This window comes from Streptomyces sp. NPDC090077, from assembly GCF_044747545.1.
GTDB lineage: Bacteria > Actinomycetota > Actinomycetes > Streptomycetales > Streptomycetaceae > Streptomyces.
Window position 1 is genome coordinate 80,633 of the sequence record NZ_JBIVEG010000002.1, and the last position, 17,782, is coordinate 98,414.

Annotated in this window: 15 protein-coding genes; 6 read left to right on the forward strand and 9 right to left on the reverse strand. The window is 74.9% G+C overall.

Features of this window, described 5'->3' with window-relative positions:
- Positions 1–69: 69 nt before the first annotated feature.
- The 3 genes from ACIPW5_RS04525 to ACIPW5_RS04535 all read left to right on the forward strand — a co-directional run bounded on the left by ACIPW5_RS04525 (position 70) and on the right by ACIPW5_RS04535 (position 2,671).
- Positions 70–1,260, forward strand: coding sequence for an MFS transporter (locus ACIPW5_RS04525; protein WP_401241412.1), 1,191 nt, complete (start codon positions 70–72; stop codon positions 1,258–1,260).
- Between the two features lie 104 nt (positions 1,261–1,364).
- Entirely contained in the window at positions 1,365–2,045 is a 681-nt protein-coding gene (locus ACIPW5_RS04530; RefSeq protein WP_401240258.1) for a M15 family metallopeptidase, read from the forward strand.
- The gene (locus ACIPW5_RS04535) at positions 2,042–2,671 is read left to right on the forward strand and encodes a C39 family peptidase (RefSeq protein ID WP_401240261.1); all 630 of its coding nucleotides are present in this window, start codon (positions 2,042–2,044) and stop codon (positions 2,669–2,671) included. The genes ACIPW5_RS04530 and ACIPW5_RS04535 overlap by 4 nt, the downstream gene beginning before the upstream one ends.
- Positions 2,672–2,688: 17 nt before the next feature.
- On the opposite strand, the gene ACIPW5_RS04540 is transcribed toward ACIPW5_RS04535, so the two are convergent.
- The 3 genes from ACIPW5_RS04540 to ACIPW5_RS04550 all read right to left on the reverse strand — a co-directional run bounded on the left by ACIPW5_RS04540 (position 2,689) and on the right by ACIPW5_RS04550 (position 5,075).
- Positions 2,689–3,867, reverse strand: coding sequence for a barstar family protein (locus ACIPW5_RS04540; RefSeq protein ID WP_401240264.1), 1,179 nt, complete (start codon positions 3,865–3,867; stop codon positions 2,689–2,691).
- Positions 3,868–3,940: 73 nt separating this feature from the next.
- Entirely contained in the window at positions 3,941–4,792 is an 852-nt protein-coding gene (locus ACIPW5_RS04545) for a DUF3152 domain-containing protein (RefSeq protein WP_401240267.1), read from the reverse strand.
- A 79-nt stretch (positions 4,793–4,871) separates the two neighbouring features.
- Complete coding sequence (locus tag ACIPW5_RS04550; protein WP_401240270.1) at positions 4,872–5,075, reverse strand: hypothetical protein; 204 nt, start codon at positions 5,073–5,075, stop codon at positions 4,872–4,874.
- Positions 5,076–5,395: 320 nt separating this feature from the next.
- On the opposite strand from ACIPW5_RS04550, the gene ACIPW5_RS04555 reads away from it, so the two are divergent.
- Positions 5,396–6,838, forward strand: a complete 1,443-nt coding sequence (locus ACIPW5_RS04555) for an RICIN domain-containing protein (protein ID WP_401240273.1) — start codon at positions 5,396–5,398, stop codon at positions 6,836–6,838.
- A 24-nt stretch (positions 6,839–6,862) separates the two neighbouring features.
- Here ACIPW5_RS04555 and ACIPW5_RS04560 read toward each other — a convergent pair whose 3' ends face one another.
- The 3 genes from ACIPW5_RS04560 to ACIPW5_RS04570 form a co-directional block, all read right to left on the reverse strand.
- Positions 6,863–8,137, reverse strand: coding sequence for a TerD family protein (locus ACIPW5_RS04560; protein ID WP_401240276.1), 1,275 nt, complete (start codon positions 8,135–8,137; stop codon positions 6,863–6,865).
- Positions 8,138–8,160: 23 nt separating this feature from the next.
- Positions 8,161–12,489, reverse strand: a complete 4,329-nt coding sequence (locus ACIPW5_RS04565; protein ID WP_401240279.1) for a CHAT domain-containing protein — start codon at positions 12,487–12,489, stop codon at positions 8,161–8,163.
- A gap of 77 nt (positions 12,490–12,566) precedes the next feature.
- Positions 12,567–13,661 carry a hypothetical protein gene (locus tag ACIPW5_RS04570; RefSeq protein ID WP_401240281.1) on the reverse strand — a complete coding sequence of 365 codons (1,095 nt, stop codon included), beginning with the start codon at positions 13,659–13,661 and terminating at the stop codon, positions 12,567–12,569.
- Positions 13,662–14,102: 441 nt separating this feature from the next.
- Here ACIPW5_RS04570 and ACIPW5_RS04575 point away from each other — a divergent pair, with 441 nt between their 5' ends.
- Both ACIPW5_RS04575 and ACIPW5_RS04580 read left to right on the forward strand, forming a co-directional pair.
- Complete coding sequence (locus ACIPW5_RS04575; RefSeq protein WP_401240284.1) at positions 14,103–14,588, forward strand: NUDIX domain-containing protein; 486 nt, start codon at positions 14,103–14,105, stop codon at positions 14,586–14,588.
- Positions 14,589–14,680: 92 nt separating this feature from the next.
- Complete coding sequence (locus tag ACIPW5_RS04580) at positions 14,681–15,421, forward strand: phosphate/phosphite/phosphonate ABC transporter substrate-binding protein (RefSeq protein ID WP_401240287.1); 741 nt, start codon at positions 14,681–14,683, stop codon at positions 15,419–15,421.
- Between the two features lie 15 nt (positions 15,422–15,436).
- Here ACIPW5_RS04580 and ACIPW5_RS04585 read toward each other — a convergent pair whose 3' ends face one another.
- From ACIPW5_RS04585 to ACIPW5_RS04595, 3 genes are all read right to left on the reverse strand, one after another.
- Complete coding sequence (locus ACIPW5_RS04585) at positions 15,437–16,273, reverse strand: ABC transporter permease (protein ID WP_401240290.1); 837 nt, start codon at positions 16,271–16,273, stop codon at positions 15,437–15,439.
- Positions 16,270–17,343, reverse strand: a complete 1,074-nt coding sequence (locus ACIPW5_RS04590; protein WP_401240292.1) for an ATP-binding cassette domain-containing protein — start codon at positions 17,341–17,343, stop codon at positions 16,270–16,272. The genes ACIPW5_RS04585 and ACIPW5_RS04590 overlap by 4 nt, the downstream gene beginning before the upstream one ends.
- Positions 17,344–17,589: 246 nt before the next feature.
- On the reverse strand, positions 17,590–17,745 hold the full coding sequence (locus ACIPW5_RS04595) for a VenA family class IV lanthipeptide (protein ID WP_401240294.1): 156 nt from the start codon (positions 17,743–17,745) through the stop codon (positions 17,590–17,592).
- Between the last annotated feature and the right edge of the window lie 37 nt (positions 17,746–17,782).

Below are 17,782 nucleotides of genomic sequence, written 5' to 3' on the forward strand. Positions count from 1 at the left end.
ATCAACGCCCAAGCGAACACCGCCACGCCCCCGCCGGAACCCGGCACCGCGCTCACCCCCCGCGAGCTGCTGCGCCGCAGACCGCTGCGGCTGCTCTTCCTGGCCCGCGGCACCTCGGTGCTGGGCGACATGGTCACCCCCGTCGCCCTGGTCTTCGCCGTCCTCGCCCTGGGCGGCGGCGCGTCCGGCGTCGGGATCGTGCTGGCGGCCCGGGCGCTGCCGAGCGTGGCGCTCGTCCTGATCGGGGGGGTCGTCGGCGACCGCTACCCGCGCCGGTCCGTCATGGTGTGGTCGAACCTCGCGGGCTTCGCGAGCCAGACGCTCACCGGCGTCCTCATCCTCCTCCAGCACGCCCCGCTGTGGTGCATCGCCCTGCTGGCGGCCACCCGCGGGGCGTCGGGCGCGTTCTTCAACCCGGCCTCCACCGGCGCCATCGCGGAAGTCGCCCCGGAAGGGAACCTGCGGCAGACCTACAGCCTCTTCTCCCTCGTGGGCAATGCCGCGGAGGTCGCCGGACCGTTCCTCGCCGCCGTGCTCCTGGCCTGGACCGATCCCGGCTGGCTGCTGGTGGCGGACGGGGCCACGTTCCTGATCAGCGCGGTGCTCGTCTCCGCCGTCGGCCCCCTCGGCAGCCCGGCCGCCGCCGGCACCCGGCGCTCGATGGCCGGGGACATCCGCGAGGGCCTGCGCTGCGTGGCCGAACGCCGCTGGCTGACCGCCCTCATCGCCAGCGCCGCCGTCTTCCAGCTGTGTCTGCTGTCCGCCCTGAACGTCCTCGGCCCGGTCGTCGCCGAGGACCACCTCGGCGGCGCCTCCGCCTGGGCCCTCATCGTCGGCGCGCTGGGCGCCGGCGGGCTGTGCGGCACCGCCCTGTCCCTCCGGCTGCGCATGCGACGTCCCCTGCTGACCGGGTACGTCGTCATGCTCGCGGGCGCCGGCCCGACCCTGCTCCTCCTCGCCCTGCCCGCGCCCGTGTACGTCCTCGCCGTCTCCGAGTTCGTCTCGGGCATGGCCATCGCGGTGTTCACCGCCGTGGAGTCGTCGGCGATAGCCAAGGAGGTGCCCCGCGACCTCCTCTCGCGCGTGGACGCCGTCAACCGCTTCGGGTCGATGGGCCTGCGCCCCGTCGGCACGGCCCTGGCCGGCCCGGTCGCCGCCGCCTGCGGAGTGCCCCTCACCCTCGTCGGCGCCGCCGTGCTCTCCCTGCTCGCCATGGTCGTCCCGCTGCTCGTGAGGGACGTCCGGCAGCTGACGGAGTGAGCGGAACCGACGATGGAACGACACTTGAAGCCGAACACCCGCCCCACCCGCACTACCCGCACCACCTGCACCACCCGCACCACCCGCCCACCGAGGAGACCCGCATGACGGACCCCGCGCCCGCCCCCATCCTGATGGCCGACCCCCGCGTCACGGCCATCCCGGTCACCGGCTCCGACGAGCCGCTCGTCGACCTGCGCACCCGCTCCGGCCTGCGCATGGACGACCGCAAGGCCGACCCGGCCGGACACTACGCCCACGTACGGCAGGGCGTCGCCGACCGCCTCGCACGCGCCTCCGCCCTGCTGCCCGCCGGGATCACCTTCCTCTTCGTCGAGGGCTACCGGCCGCCCGACCTCCAGCGGCACTACTTCACCTCGTACCGCGAGCGGCTGCGCGACCTGCGGCCCGACCTGGACGAAGCCGGCCGGCACCTCGCCGCCAGCCGGTACGTGTCGCCCCCGGAGACAGCGCCCCACTCGGCCGGATCCGCCATCGACCTGACCCTGTGCACCGAGGACGGCCGCGAACTGCCCATGGGCACGAGCGTCAACGCCTCCCCCGAGGACAGCGCCCTGCGCTGCTACACGGAGGCCCCGGACATCGACGCGGAGAGCCGCGCGAACCGGGACCTGCTCGGCGGCGTCCTCACCGCGGCCGGCTTCGTCAACTACCCCACCGAGTGGTGGCACTGGTCGTACGGGGACCGCTACTGGGCCCTGGGCACGGGCCGTACCGCCGCCCTGTACGGGCCGGTCCACCGCACTGAGGGGAGCGCCCGGTGACTCCGCTGCCGGTCCGCCACGAGGTGCCGTACTTCGCGCAGTGGGAGTCGCCCGAGCTGGTCTCGGACATCGTCACGGGCCGCCTGGACGCCGCCGACGACCCCCGCTGGCGGGCCTCCGGCGCCGACTCCCCCGAGGAGTACGCCTTCTGGTCCTGGCGGGTGTGCGGCATGGCCTGCCTGCGGATGGCGCTGGCCCACTGGGGTCTGGAGGCGCCCCCGAGCGTCGCCCTCGGCAAGGAGTACCTGGAGGCGGGCGCGTACGTGCCGAGGGAGGGCGGCCTGCACGGGCTGATCTACGAGCCCTTCGCCCGCCACACCCGGGACCGCTTCGGCCTCCACGCCGAATCCCGTCCCGAGCTCCCGCCGGAGGAGGTCGCGCGGCAGCTGCACGCGGGCCGTCTCGTCATGCTGTCCGTCCACCCGGGCGTGCGCAGCGGGGACACCGAGCCGCCGCACCGCGGCGGGCACCTGGTGCTGGCCGTGGGCGCCGGCCGGGACACGGTCACGATCCACAACCCGTCGGGCTGGCACGGCACCTCGCAGGAGTTCGTGGAGGTCCCCTGGCCGGTGCTGCGCCGCTACTACGCGGGCCGCGGCGTCCTCCTCGGCAGCCCGCCGGACTGACCTCCGGGGCCTGCGGACTACCGGAGCACGACGGTGACACCGCACCGTTCGAGGAGCTGTACGACCTCCTCGAAGTACGAGAGCCGGCCCCCCGGGTCCTCGACGACGTCCGCCAGCGCACGGCGTGCGACCTGGGCGTCGTGCCAGGTCAGGGTGAACGGCGGCACCACTCCGAAGCCGCCGGACAGGCAGTCCTTGAAGGCGTTCCACTCCCGGCCGAAGTAGCGGCCGGGGCCGAGCAGGGCCTCGGCGATCGCGCAGTGCAGCCCGGGGACGTCCGTGACGAACCGGCCGTCGAGGTGGTACTCGCCGCCGGAGCGGTCCGGCCGGGACCCGTACTCCCGGAAGGCCCGGGTGGTGAGGTCGATCCACAAGGCCCTGCCCCGGGAGTCGTACGGTGCCCACCCGTTGGGTGCCGTCGGCGGGCCCTGGTACCACTGCGCCCAGACCGGGCGGGCCGCCGACGGAGGCCGGTCGTCGCCGCCGTCGGTGAGCGTGATGTCGACGAGGGCGCCGCCGAGCACGGACGGTCGCGCGCCGTCTACGGCCAGGCCGACGGGGCAGGAGGCCATCACGTCGCCGTGACGGTCCAGCACCAGGAGGTGGGCCCAGTCCTGCTCCGACCGTCCGGGCCGCCGCAGCGCCGCGAGCAGCGGCTCCGCGGGCTCGCAGCCGATCAGCTCCAGCGGGACGGGGTCCGGCTCCGCCCGCGGCTCGAACAGGCCGTCCACGGCGGAGCACCGGCCCGCGCTCGGGGCGGCGACCGTCGTTCCCGCGAGGAGCTCGAAGCGGGGTGCCGCGGGCAGTTCGGAGAAGCTCTCCTCGTGCCTGACGCCGGCCCCGACCACGACGTCGTACCGTTCCGGGTCGCCGGGGTGGGGCTGGTGGGCCACCACGACCGCGTCGACGAGGGTCCACCACTGCACGGGCTCCTCGCCGTCCCAGACCTCGACGCACAGATCGCCCAGCCCCCGCAGCGAGCCGCCGGGCTCGGCCAGGACCTCGGCCAGCGGGCCGTCGGGGCTGCATCCGCGGAGGGTGAGGACCTCCCGCGGCGGCGGCACCGGGTCCACGAACAGCCCCTCGGCCCCCGCGCACCTCCCCCAGAGCCGCTCCACGCCCTCGTCGTCCTCCCGGACCAGCAGGTACTTCACCGGGAAGCCCCGGTCCCACCGCGCATGATCTGCGACGCGCACTCAACCCCCGAACACCTGAACAGCCTTCCCGCCCACGATACGGACCTCCCGTCCCGGGCCGCGAAGGGACCGGCTAGGGAACTGCCGGGCCCGACAGGTACGTGCCGTTGCGGGTGTGGGGCCAGGCGTTGGACTTGCAGCCGGCCAGGCCCTTGAGCTGCTGCATCATCGCGGGGGCCGGCTTGCCCGGGGCCGGGCAGGTTTCGTGGCCGCGGCCTATTTCGTGGCCGACCTCGTGGTTGATGATCAGGGCCCGGTACTCGGAGACCGGTCCGTCGAACTGGGGCGAGCCCTGCTGCCACCGCTTGAGGTTGACCACGACGGTGTGGTTGGCGCTGCAGTTGGTCTCGCCGATCAGCTCGGGAGTGGTGATGTCGCACAGCCGGTTCGTGGTCTGCGGCGTGGCGATCCGTACGGTGAAGTCGACGGTGCCCTGGGCGGTCAGCTGGAAGCCGTACCGGTCGTCGCGGATCCATCCGCGCCGGTCCCCGAGGATCGTGTTCACCTCCCGCGCGGCCTGGTCGGCGTTCAGGCCGGAGCCGTCCTCGACCTCCACCCGGTAGCGGCGCACGGGCCCGTTGCCGTGCTTGGCGGCCGAGACCTTGGCGGCGGTGAAGGTGCCCTGCCCCGAGTGGGGCACGCTGCCGTGGGAGCTCGGGCTCGGTGAGGGCGTGGGCTGCGCCGACGGTGAGGCGGAGGGCGGGGCCGGGGCCGGGGAGGACGGCCCGGGGTTCAGGGCCGCCCGGGCCCCGGACTCGTCCGCGGGCGGGTCCGCCCGGAGCAGGACCACCGCGACCCCGGCTCCGCCGGCCGCGCACATCAGGCCGAGGACGGTGCGGCGGAGGTGCCTGCGGCGCTGGCTGCGGGCCCGGGCCCGGCGGGCGGAACTGCGTCCCCCGCGTCGTGTGCTGTTCGACTCGCGCATACGTTTGCCGTCCGGAATCCATCCGTCCGGCCTTCCCCCCTGAATACTCTCTGTGAACTGGGTCAGTGCAACGGAATGGTCAGGACCGGGGCACGTCGGAACCGTCGGCCGCCCCGCGGGCCGCCCGTCCGGCAGGCATCGGGGATTCGGCCGGGGCGCCCCCCGGCGCCCCGGCCGAATCCGCAGGTCCCGGCATCGGCCCCACGGCGTTCGGGCAGGCGGACTCGTCGGCGGAGGTCGCGCCGACGAGGGCGACGGTCGGCGCCTCACGGGCGCGGGGCATTGCCACTGCTTTCCTTCAAGAACAGGAATTAGGGGCTCCGGATAATGGCACCCCAGGTAATTCTCAGAAGTAAAGCACATGCATGAACCACTCAAGGAACCGGATATTGAGGAATCGATGGCATTGGGCCACCCGCTCCTTGAGAAGTGACCGAAACCGGACCATCTGCCTGGGTACTCCACTGTGCGGGCGAGGTGGCGGGGCGCCACCCGCAGAACTGGGCACGCCGGTACTTCTGCCGGTGGAACTGCCTGGTCCGCCGTGCGTCCGGCGGATTGGCTGGGGGCGATCCCCTGCCCGACCTCACCTGTGGAACACCCATGACGACAAGCCCGTCCCGGCTGCTGCGGGCCCTGACCGTGCCGCTCCTCTCGCTCCTCTTCCTGGTCGCGGCGCTGCCGACGCCGCCGTCGGCCGCGGCCGACGGCGGCAAGTACGGCAACGCCCGCCTGGACCAGTGGACGTGGACGACCACGCACAACTCCTACGCCCACGACCCGGTGAAGCTGCTGCCGCCGCGCAACCAGTCGCGCAGCATCGCCCAGCAGCTCGACGACGGCGTGCGCGGTCTGATGCTCGACACCTACGACAAGACCGTCTCCCCGCCGTACCCGGGGGACGCCGTCATGCTCTGCCACTCGAAGTTCATGTGCTACGACTTCTTCCAGAGCGAGTTCGCCCGGATCGTGGACTTCCTCCAGTCCAACCGGCACGAGGTCGTCACGATCTTCCTGGAGAACTACGCCGCCCGGGAGACGCTCACCAAGGCGATGGGCGACGTGCTCAGGTCCAAGAACGCGGAAGGCCTGCTCTTCTCCCCGGACGCCTACCGGATCACCGAGAACAACTGGCCGCTGCTGCGCACCATGGACGCCGACAACCGGCGCCTGGTGGTGTTCCAGGACAGCTGGCAGGAGGACGTCCCCGTCGGGTCCGGCAGCCTGATGTACACCTGGTCGCACACGGTCGAGAACAAGTACGGCTACGGGAGCGGCAACCCGCCGACGGGCTGCGCGCCGCGCAACGACAACGCCTTGAACACGAAGACGATGCCGAACATGGGCAAGCTGACGCCGCTGTTCACCATGAACCACTTCAACTCGGACCAGTTCGAGCCCAACAGGGTCGCGCCCAACGAGAACGCGCAGCTCAAGAGCCGCATCGAGAAGGAGTGCCGGCCCGCCGCCGGACGGAACCCGAACTACGTCGCGGTGAACTTCTACCAGGAGAGCGCGAACCCGGGCCTCACCCCGCTGGAGGTGGTCGCCGAGCTCAACCGCAACGCCTGGATCGCCCCGGTGCACCCGGCCGTGTGGACGGTCACCCCGGCGAAGCAGTACGTCAGTGCGTACGCCCCGAACCGGTGCATGGTCCGCGGCGAGGAGTTCGAGACGGGCGGGGGCGGCGTGGTCACCCAGCGCGCCTGTGCCGAGCCGGCGCCCAGCAGCCACCAGTGGACCGCCGCCAGGCCCCCGTACGACCACAAGGGCTACTTCTGGATCAGGGCGGGCAACGGCTCCTGCCTGACCGTCCCGTACAACAACGGCACCCCGCCCGGCGACGGCACCCAGATGTTCTGGTGGCCCTGTGAGACCCGCTGGTCCTCCGGCAGCCAGCTGTGGAACGTCGTCCCGGTCAACCTCGACGGGCGCGGCACCGGCTACTACTTCGTCAACCAGTGGACGGGCCGGTGCCTGACCCTGGACCCCTCGACGACCGGGGCCAAGGCCGGCAAGGTCACCCAGGCGGCCTGCCCCCGCTGACGAGGGCACGCCCCCGGTGGTCCGTCAGCCGCCGGCGGGCACGGTCTTGAACTCGACGGGGCCCGTGCCCATGCGGAACTTCCCGTTCGAGTAGAGCGTCGGCCGCGCCTCGATGCCGCGTGCGCTGTACTGCTCCACGTGCCCGATCCGGACGCCCTCCTCGGCGGTGAAGTCGACCATGGCGATGGCCACCCAGTAGGCCTGGGCGCGGGTGCTGAACAGGGGGACGGTGATCGTGGAGCCGCAGTTGTCGGTGACGACCACCCGTGCCCCGTACGACCGGAACGATCCGACGCCGTTCTCGACCGCGCTGTAGGCGCACAGCAGGACGTAGCCCTGGAGGTCGGGCCGGGCGATGGAGACGGTCTCGCGCCCCGGCTCCCGGGCGTCGCCGTCGAGGGCGATGAACGGCGGGCCGGCGAGCGTGCCGAGGCGGCGGTAGTAGACGGTGAGGTCGGTCGCCTTCGGCCGCTGCCCGCGCACGGTCACGAGGTGCCTCGGGACGGACAGGGCGTACAGGTCGAGGTCCGCGCCCGCCTGGCGGCGCCGCGCGCTCCCGCCGTCCCATTCGAGCGTGGCGGTGACGACGACGCGGGGGTCGTCCTTGCGCAGCGACAGTACGTCCGTACCGGTTTTGGTGAGGACGACGTGGCGTGGGGTGGGGGTGGGCGGGGCGGCCGTACGGGCCGGGGCCGGGGCCGGGGCGGTGACTGTGGCCGGAGCCGGGGCTGTGACTGTGGCCGGAGCCGGAGCCGGGGCTGTGACTGTGGCCGGGGCCGGGGCGACGGCCGGGGCCGGGCCGGGGTCGTCGACGACCACGCCGAAGTCCGTCGCGAGTCCGGCGAGGCCGGTGGCCCAGCCCTGTCCCACGGCCCGCACCTTCCACGCCCCCGCCCGCCGGTACAGCTCGACCATCAGGGCCGCCGTCTCCCCGCCCCCCAGCGGCGGCGGCTCGAACACGATCCGGGTCCCGCCGCATTCGACGGCGGCCCTCGGTGTGCTGCCGGCGTCGAAGGACGCGGGGCCGTCCGCCCCGGCGTCGAGCGCGGCGACGATCGCGACGCACTCGACCGACGCGGGGACCGCGGCCAGGTCCACCGTGATCACCGCGTCCTTCAACTCCACCCCGCTCTGCGCCGGATGGTTGAAGAAGACCAGGTCGTCGTCCCCGCGCACCCGGCCGTCGGATCCGAGCAGCACGGCGCACACGTCGATCTCGGCGCCGGACGACGCGAGCCGGACCCGGCACGAGGGCGCCGGCAGCGGGGCGTTGGCGCCCTTGGCGAGTCTGATGTCCATCGGTGGCCTCTCGTCGTGTTCGGTCAGCGTCCGGTGGCGATGAAGCCCGCCCAGGCGCTCAGGTCGTCGGGCACGATGCGCGGCAGCAGCCGCGCCAGTCCCTCGGGCGCGTGCGGCGGCAGCGAACGGCCCGGGTCCGCCATCCAGCGCTGCGCCAGCCGCAGGGCCTCGGCGGGCTCGCGCCCTTCGGCCCTCAGGTAGTGGTGGGTCATGAACATCAGCAGCGAGGTGGCCTCGTCGGGTACCGGCCACAGCGAGCCGACCACCGACCGGGCCCCGGCCGTGAGGAAGGCCGTGGCGAGGGTGTAGGCCTCGTTGGTCCCGCGCCCGGAGACGTGGCTGCGGCACGCCGCCAGCACCACCAGGTCCGGATGGCCGGTGCCGTCTCCGCCGTCGATGGCCTCCGTCAGCTCCTCCGCCGCCAGGTTCCCGCCGTGCAGCAGCAGTGCCGCACTGTGCCGTACGTTCTCCACCACCGTGGCGTGGCAGGCCAGGTGGAGCGTGCCGCCCCGGCCGGCGCCGGACCGCAGCCAGGCCAGGACCTCCTCCGGGCGGCCCGTCCCCGCGGGCTCGGGGAGGCCGCCCGGCCCGGCGCGCCCGAGGAAGACGGCCTGCGGGTAGTAGGCCTCCCGCACGGCGGCCGCCTCCCGGCCTGCGAAGGGCAGGTCGCCGGTCGGGTCGCCGACGATGAGCGCCGCGTCCGTGCGCGGCCGCGCCGGGCGCTCGGCCACCTCGCACAGCAGCCGGGCCGAGGCGGCGTAGGTGAACTCCGCCGTGTCCAGCGCGTACCGGCGCCCGCCGTCGGCCGTGGCGCTCCAGGCGGCGTGCCACGGCACGGCCGACAGGTCCCCCATGGGCACGAGGACCAGCCGGGGCGGCCGGCCGGACGGCTCGACCCTCACGTCCCGGCGCAGTCCGCGCGCCAGGGGTTCGGCCACCGACTGCCAGGCCCAGGCGCCCAGCCGGTCGAGCCGCTGGGACAGCGGCCGGACGCGCGGCGGGACGGGGGCGCCCGGCACGGGGCCCATGTCCCGCCGCCGGTCCGCCGCGGATCGTCCGGTGGGCGTCGTGAGGCGGTCGAACGCGGCGACCGGGTCGAAGCCGGCGCCCGGCCCCGGCCCGCCCGGCTCCGGGGCGGTGGCCGTCCTGCCCGCGGGGCCGGCCGGCCCGGTGTCCGGCCGGCCGAGGTACTGGAGCACCGGCTCCGCGTCCTCGCGCAGCAGGGGCAGGGGTACGACGCCGGTCCGGCCGTCGGCCGCCACCACGAGCGCGGCGCCCGCGTCGTCGCCGACGGAGCCGGCCGGTCCGGCGGGGAGCAGGTAGACCAGGGCGTCGCGCCCGAGCGTCCGCAGGGCGGCGGCGGTGCGCGGTACGTCCGGCGGGGTGAGCAGCCGGTCGGCCGCACCACCGTCCAGGGCCAGCAGGACGTCCAGGACCTCGCGGCGCAGGGCGCTCGCCGGTGGCGCGCCGGAGGCGAGCACCCGTGCCCAGCGCTGCGCCAGCGCGCCGTGCCCGGCGTCGGTCAGGCGCCGTTCCACGGTCCGGGCCGTCGTCGCCGCGTGCAGGACGAGGCCGCGGCAGGCGTCGAGCGTGGCGGCGGCCTCGGCCGGCTCCCCGTCGGCCAGGCACCAGCGGGCCACGGTCAGGGCGGTGGCGGTCGCCCCGGCGGCGGCCGCCGCGGCATCGGCCGTACCGGACTGGAGGAGCACGCCGTAGGCGGTGGCCCGCAGCGCGTCGGCGGCGGTGCGCCGGGCGGCCCGCCGGTCGCCCGCGGCCCGGTCGTCGCGCAGCCGCAGGGACTTGGCGAGCAGGAATCCGGCCCGGGCGCGCAGCGGGTGCTCGGGGCCCCCGGTCTCCCGGTACGCCTCCTCCAGGAGCCCGACGGCCTCGTCGAGGCGTCGGCGCCGCGACCAGGGACGGCCCCGTAGCGCTTCGGCGCAGCCCAGGAAGCCGAGGAGCATGGCGGACATGAGCCACAGGTCGTCGCCGCGGACGGCCGTGTCCCGGGCCGCGCCCAGCAGGACGCCGGCGTCGCGCAGGGCGGAGCGGTCCCCGAGGTCGTGGGCGCGGGCCAGGCGGGCGGCGCCCGTCATGGCCAGCAGCCCGGCGCGTTGCACGGACGGGAGGCCGGCCGTGGAGCGGACGAGCTCGTGCGCGGCGACGTCCGCACCCGGTGCTGCGGCGGCGGTCCCGGCGAGCACGGGCCGCAGGGCCGCCCACACCGGGTGGCCGGGGTCCAGACCGAGGTCCTCGGGGCGCAGGGCGGCGAGCGCCCGGTCCCGCTGGTCGGCGGGTCCCGGGGTCAGGAGGACCGAGAGGAGGCGGTGGGTGGTCTTGAGGAGGCCGAGGTCGGGCAGGCCCTCGCGGTCGGCCGCGGTCATCGCCTCCATGCTCCGGATCAGGTCCCGCAGCGTCCCCTCGCCCGCCACGACGTCGTCGTGGCCGCCGTTCATCAGGCCGTGCAGCATCGTGAGGACGGCTCCCAGGCCGGTCATCACGTCCGGGTGCCCGCCGGCCGCCGGGCCCGTTCCGGGTGCCCCGGCCCCGGCCGCCGCCACCGCGGCCGCTTCGACCGCGCGGGTCAGGATCGGACCGGCGCGCAGCGCCCCGTAGTGTCCCAGCGCGACGCCGGCGGCCATGCTCGCGGTCCGGCCGGCGTTCTCACCGCCGACGGCGTCCAGCAGGGACTGGAGGAGCTCGGGAGTCAGCCGCTTCCGGTCGGGGTCGAGCTCGGGGGTGTGCCGCAGCAGGACCATCGCGTGGGCGACGTGGTCCTCGTCGCGGCCGGCCCCTTGCCGCCAGCGGCGCAGCAGTTCCTCAAGGGGCTCGGTGGGGCCGACGAGCCGGTCGACGGTGGCGGTCCAGCGCTCCGGATCCGTCGGCGTGCCGGGGCCGGCCGCCGCGGCCGTCGCCGCGCGGAAGCCGGCCGCGTCCGGGTCCGCGGTGTTCCCCCCGCCGTCGAGCAGCTGCGCCCGGACGACGGCCCGGATCAGGAGCGCCGACAGGAGCGGATTCGGGTCTGCGGTCCGGTCGAGGACGGCGGCGGCGGCCCGGGCGGCGGCCAGCAGCTCCGCCGGCCGGCGGCGGGACAGGTCCAGGCGGTACGAGGCCAGCTTCAGGTACGGGACGTGCGCGGGGCCGTGTTCCGGCTGCCAGGAGCCGGCGGCCTCCTCCATCAGCCGCAGGGCCCGCTCCCGCTCCGCCGGGTCCGTGCCGGCGGCGGGGAGGTCGAGGAGGAACCAGGCCAGGCTGACGAGCACGTTCGGGCCGGCGGTGCCGGTGTGCGCGGGGGACCCGGTGACGGCCCGTACGCGGGTGGCCAGGGCGTCCGTCGGGGCGGTGGCTCCGTCCATCCGCCAGGCCTCCACCGCGGCGCAGGCGGCGAAGGTCTCGGCCCGCTGCGCGCGGTCGGCCCAGAAGGCCGCCTCTTCGGAGGGCTCGGAGGCCGTGGGCGTGGCCGTCGCGGAGGCCGTGGCGGAGGCGGCCTGCCGGGCCCTGGCCTCCTCGGCCGACTCCGTGAAGGCGGCGTCCGCCGCGCGCAGCAGCCCGGCGTCGGAGGCCATCACCCCCTGCTGGAAGAGGGCGAGCCCCCGGCCGCCCGCGAGGAGCGACACGTCGACGGCATCGCCGTGGCCGTCGCCGTCGGCGTCCGGGTCCGCGGCCCGGGCCGCGGCCGCCCGGGCTTCGGCGAAGTGGCGGGCCCCCTCGGCGAGTCCGGCCGCGTCGCCCTCCGCCGAGGCCCGTTCGTACACCAGCCGGGCCAGGGTCCCCTGCGTCTCGGCGCGGTCCGCCGGCGACAGGGCGGGGTCGCCGTCCAGGAGCGCCGTGTAGCCCGCCACGGCCCGGGCGTGGTCGGGGGCCGCGCCGGTGAGCGACCGGCGCAGCTCGGCGATCTCGGGCAGGCGCAGGCGCGCCCACTGGGCGGCCTCGGCGTCGGCGGTGCCCGGCGGGAGGCCGACGACGGCGGCCACCAGCGCCTCGGCGCGGTCCACGGCCGCCGGCGCCGGGCGTTCGCCGTCCTCCGCGAGGAGCAGCTCGGCCAGGTGCAGGTACCCGCGGGCGCGGAGTTCCGCGGGTCCGCCGTCCGCCGCCAGGCCCCGCTCCAGCGCGGCCCGGGCCAGTTCCCGGTCGTACGGGGCCTGTTCGGGGTCGCCTTCGGCCGCCACCCGCTCGGCACAGAGCACGCCGAGCCGCAGCCACGTGCCGGCCGCCTCCGGGGTTCCGGGGGCGGCCTGCCGCGCCTCCCCCAGGAGGAGGTCGCGGTTCCAGCGGGAGGCGTCGTACGCGCTGCTCTCCCACGGGGGCGGCAGCGGGTGGGCGGGATCGAAGCCGGGGCGGCGGGAGCCGGTCATCGTGCGTTCCCCTCGGGGTGCCCCGTCCTGGTGGGGCGGGCGGGCGGGTGGCTGCTGCTGTGGTGCGGCGTCCCCGTTCAGGGCCGCAGGACCACGCCGTGGCGGGTCGTCAGCCGGTGGACCTCCCACCACGTCACGGCGGTGACCGTGAGCGGGCCGCCGAGCAGGAACAGCAGGGCGAGCGGTACCGGTCCGGGCGGCATGCCGCCCGTCAGGAGGCCGACGGGCACGAACTCCCACACCAGCAGGGCGGTCAGCAGGCCGGGCAGGGCCTTGTGGATCTCGCCGGTACCGAACCCGGCGCGCACCACGATGCTGGAGGAGAACAGGGTGAACGCCACGGCCCACACCAGCAGGCAGAGGAGCGTCAAGGCGCCCGCGAAGGAGATGTACGGGTGGTCGTCCAGCAGGGAGTTCATCACCGGGAAGGTCGCCAGCATGAGCAGCGGTACGGACGTCAGCGCGCCCACGTACTTGGCGACGGTGATGAGCGGGACGCGCAGCCGGCCCTTCATCCGGGCGTGCTCGCTGACGGACGCCCATCTCATCAGCAGGTAGACGAGCAGCGGAGCGGTCAGCACCAGCAGCCACGGGGCGACCATCAAGCGCACGGCGCCGTCCGTCAGGGCGTCCTCGATGTCGTTCTGCGTCCCGTAGGCGAGGAGGAAGACGGACGAGGTCAGTACGGCGATCACCGCGCGCGCCTTCTTGACCCGCGACAGCGGAGGGTCGACGACCGGCTGGTGGTGCAGGCGGAAGACGCGGTGCGCGCGGCTGCGTGCCGACCGGACCAGCGAGTAGACGGCGAGCAGCGGGATCGCTCCCGGCACCAGCAGGACGGCGCAGCCGGGCCCGGACTCCGCCAGGTCCCGCACCGACCACCACTCGCGGAAGCCGTCCGGTTCCTCCGGTGAGGCAGCGGGTCCCCAGCCCCCGGGGTACTGCGGGGGGACGCCCCCGCCGTATCCGGGTTGGGGGGCCGGGTATCCCCAGCCCTGCGGCGGCTGCTGTCCGGCGCTCCAGCCCAGCGGCGGCTGCTGTCCGGCTCCCCAGGCCTGCGGCGGCTGCTGTCCCGCGCCCCAGCCCTGCGGCGGCTGTCCGGGTATGGAGCCGTACCCGTACGGGCCGCCGGGGTTGCCCGGCGGCGGCGTGTTCGGAGTGGTGTCGGTCATGGTGTCCCCCTTGCGCCGGAGGCCTCCGTGAGGGCGGCGCGGTGGTACGGAACGGATCGGGCGGAGGCGTCCGGGCAGCGGCGCGGACCGTACGGAAGGTACGGACGCGGTGACGGAGCGGATACGGGTGCGGACGGGTCGGTCCCCCGCGGTACGGACGTGTGCGGAGGCGTGTGCAGGCAGGCCGGGCGACGGTGACGTGCGTGCCCGAACGCCGTCACGGCCCGGCCCCCGAGCCCGCGCGCCGGGCGGGGTGCCGACCCCAAGTGAACCCCAACCGGAGCCTCCGGGGGGCGTTTTCGCCATCCGTACCCCGAAGACGCCCCGGATCCGCCCGGCGGACGCCCCGGCCCCCGTACGGACGGGCTCGCGCCCGGCCCGGGCGTTGCGCTCCCGGAGGCGGTAGGGTGCTGCCCCCTGCTCGGAGGAGGTACGCCGGCCGTGACGAACACCTGGATCCCGCCCGAGGAATACGTCAGGACGATCGCCAACGCGACGTCGTACGCGGGCTTCTACTGCACCGACACCGCCGGCCGCCCGGTCCAGCTCCGCTCCGCAATCAGCCCGGAGACCTGGCAGTGGCCCGGCGGCAACATGGACCCCGGCGAGACACCGTGGGAGTGCGCGGTGAGGGAGTGCCGCGAGGAGACCGGCATCGTCTTCGAGGGCGAGAAGAGACTCCTCGCGGTCCACTTCGTGAGCCAGGGGAAGGGCTGGCCGCTCAACAAGTTCGGCGTCATCTTCGACGGCGGCCGGCTCACCGAGGAGCAGATCGCGTCCATCGTCCTCGATCCGGACGAGCACACCGAGCTGCGGGTGCACACCCTGGAGGAGTGGGAGGGGATCATGACGCCGTCCGGCTTCGCCCGGCTCAAGGCCACCGACGAGGCGCGGCGCGCCGGGTCCGTCGCCTACCTGGAGCGCTGAGGGGCGCCGCCGGCGCGGCTCCGTTCCGTGCGTGCTCCGCCCGGAGGGGCAAGACTGGAGGGAGGGGGGTCTCGCGCTGCACGGGAGGACCGATGGACGCGACGTTCCTGCACGACGCGAACCTGGGGCTCGACGTCGGCTCCCCGGAGTGGTCCGCCTTCCTCACGGAGCACCACATCCGCGTCACGGGGTATCACGGTGACATGGCTCCGCTGACCGGGCAGCTCGAACGGCACGCGGCGACGTTCTCGTACCTTCCCGTGCTCAACTACTTCCACCTGCGCGACGATCCCGTGTACGAGCCGGTCGCCAGTGCCGTCTACGCGGCGGACCGCACCACCGGCATCCCGAGCGTGCTCGTCGTCCCCGCCGGCAGCGGGGTCACCGAGGCCGGTCAGCTGCGCGGCAAGCGGCTCGCCATCGCGCACCGCTTCTGCACGACGAGCTTCCTCGCTCCGGCGCTGCTGGTCCACGAACTGGGCGGACGCATCGACGGGTTCTTCGGCGAGTTCGTCGTCACACCGCCCTACGAGGGGCAGGTGGAGGCCGTGGTGGCCGGCGCGGCGGACGCGACGTTCGTTCAGGAGGACGTCTGGCGCAAGGACGCGGCCCGTGCCGGGAAGACCCGTGTGATCGCCCGGAGGGACCACCTGCCGACCCCCCTGTTCATCGTCGACCGGAGGGCTCCGCTCCGGCTGCGCTCGGCCGTACGGGACTTCCTGCTGGAGCACAGACCGGAGCCGGGCGGATCCGTGATGTTCTCCGGGTTCGCCCCGTACGACGCCGCCGCGGTCGAGGGGATCTTCCGCATCGCGGCGGAGGCGATCGCCTGAGGGGGTGCCGGCCGCTCATTCGGGGCGGCCGAAGCGGTGGGCGGCCCACAGGAGCGCCAGGACGCCGATCGCCAGGAGGCCGGCCGCCTCCAGGGCGAGCGGGGGCTGGCGGCCGAACCATTCGATGCCCGCCACCGCCGTCTGCCGCGGTTCCCGGATCGCGATGGAGCGGCGCAGCAGGTCGACGCCGTAGGCGAGCGGGTTGCAGGCCGCCAGGGTCCGGGCCCAGCCCGGCAGGTTCGCCAGCGGGAAGAAGCCGCCCGAGAGGAAGAGCAGCGGCATCATCACGAGGCCGAGCAGCATGTGGAACAGCTCGGGGCGGGCCAGGCTGACGGCCAGGGCCAGGGACAGGGCGGTGATGGTGAAGGAGGCCAGCACCATGCCGGCCAGCAGCAGGGCCAGCAGGAGCGGGTCGTAGGGCAGGCCGACCGCCCCGGCGAAGGCGAGGAGCAGGCCGCCCTGGACGGCGGCGACGGCGGTGCCGCCGGCGCAGCTGCCGAGGAGCAGGGTGGAGCGGCGTACCGGGGCCATCAGCAGTTCGCGCAGGTAGCCGCTCTGCCGGTCGGTGATCAGCCGGATGCCCACCATGATGGCCGGGGTCTGGACCGTCATCATCAGCATGCCGGGGAACAGGTAGGTCTGGTAGCCGACGCCCAGCGCCGCGTCGGGGATCAGGGCCGCCAGCCCGCCCCCGAGGACGAAGAGGTAGAGCACCGGCTGGATCAGCATCAGGGCGGTGTGGGTGTGCTGGGACGCCAGGCGCAGCAGGTCGCGGTGGACGAGGGCGTGGACGGCCCGCAGTTCACCGCGCAGGCGGGTCGTCGCGGGCGGACGTACGGCGGAGGTGGTCACTTCCCCTCCCCGGCCGCCGCGTCGGGTGCGCCGTGGATGCTGCGCCCGGTGTGGTGGAAGAAGACGTCGTCGAGGGTGGGCGGGGTCGCCGAGGCGGCGTGCACGGGGATGCCGCGGGTGGCCAGGGTGCCGCACAGGCGCGGGATCCAGGAGCTGCCCCCGGGCAGGCGCAGGGTGATCCCCGTGCCGTCGAGCGACGTCGGGGTGCCCGGTGGCACGGTGGCGCGTACGGCCGCGTGCGCCGCCGGGTCGTCGCCGGTGCGCAGGACCACCCGGTCGTCCCCGACCTCCGCCTTCAGGGTGGCGGGGGTGCCCCGGGCGACGAGGCGGCCGCGGTCGATGATGGCGAGGCGGTCGCAGTTCTCGGCCTCGCCGAGGTAGTGGGTGGTGACGAAGAGCGTGGTGCCGTGCCGGTCGCGCAGGGCGCGCAGGTGCTCCCAGACCTGGGCGCGGGCGTGCGGGTCGAGGCCTGTGGTCGGCTCGTCGAGGAAGAGGATCCGGGGTTCGTGCAGCAGGCCGCGGGCGAGTTCGAGGCGCCGCCGCATGCCGCCGGACAGGGTGCGGACGGGGGAACGGCGCCGGTCGGCGAGGCCGACGGCCTCCAGGGTCTCGGTGGCGCGCCGGCGGGCGTGGCGGCGGGCCATCCCGTAGAGGCGGGCGTGGATGTGGAGGTTCTGCTCGGCCGTCAGTTCCATGTCCAGGGAGCTGTGCTGGAAGAGCATGCCGACCTGCCGCCGTACCCGGTCGGGCTGGGTGAGCACGTCGGCTCCGGCGACGGTGGCGGTGCCGGAGGTGGGGCGGGCCAGGGCGCACAGCAGGGCGATGGTGGTGGACTTGCCGGCGCCGTTGGGGCCGAGGAAGCCGAAGGCCTCGCCCTGCGGCACGTCCAGGTCGAGGCCGCGTACGGCGTGGGTGGCGGTGCCGTCGGGGCCCGGGTAGCTCTTGACCAGCCCGCGGGTGCTGACGGCGTACGCGGTCCCGTGGCCGGGCCGCGCGCTGTCCGGGTCGGTGGGGGCGGCGGCCAGGACGGCGGACCGGGCGGGGGCGTCGTCACCGGAGGGTGGCTGCATGGTCGGGTCCTCGTCTGCCGTACGTGGTCTGCGGAGTCGGGGCGGGGCGGGTCGGCGGTTCGGCGGGACGGGTGGTTCGGCGGGACGGGTGGTGGCGGGGAGCCGGGCACGGCGGGGTCCGTGCCCGGCTCCTCTGCGGAGCGGGTTGGTGCTCCGGCCGGCGGCCGCCTCGGTGGGCGGTCACCGGCCGGAGGACGTGCGGCCCTCGGCGTCACCTCGCGGGGGCGCCGGTGGGGCCGTGCCGGGTCAGGCGCAGCTGATGCCCACGCAGACCGTGTTGAGGAGCGTCAGCAGGCCGACACACTCGCAGGTGGCGGCGAACGGGGCCCCGTCCACGCCGATCGGGTCGGTCTCGGGAAGGGCGTGCAGGTGAGCCAGCAGTTCGAGGTCGCGGTTCTCCATGGCTTTCTCCTTCTCTTTGAGGTCGGCGGCAGGTTCT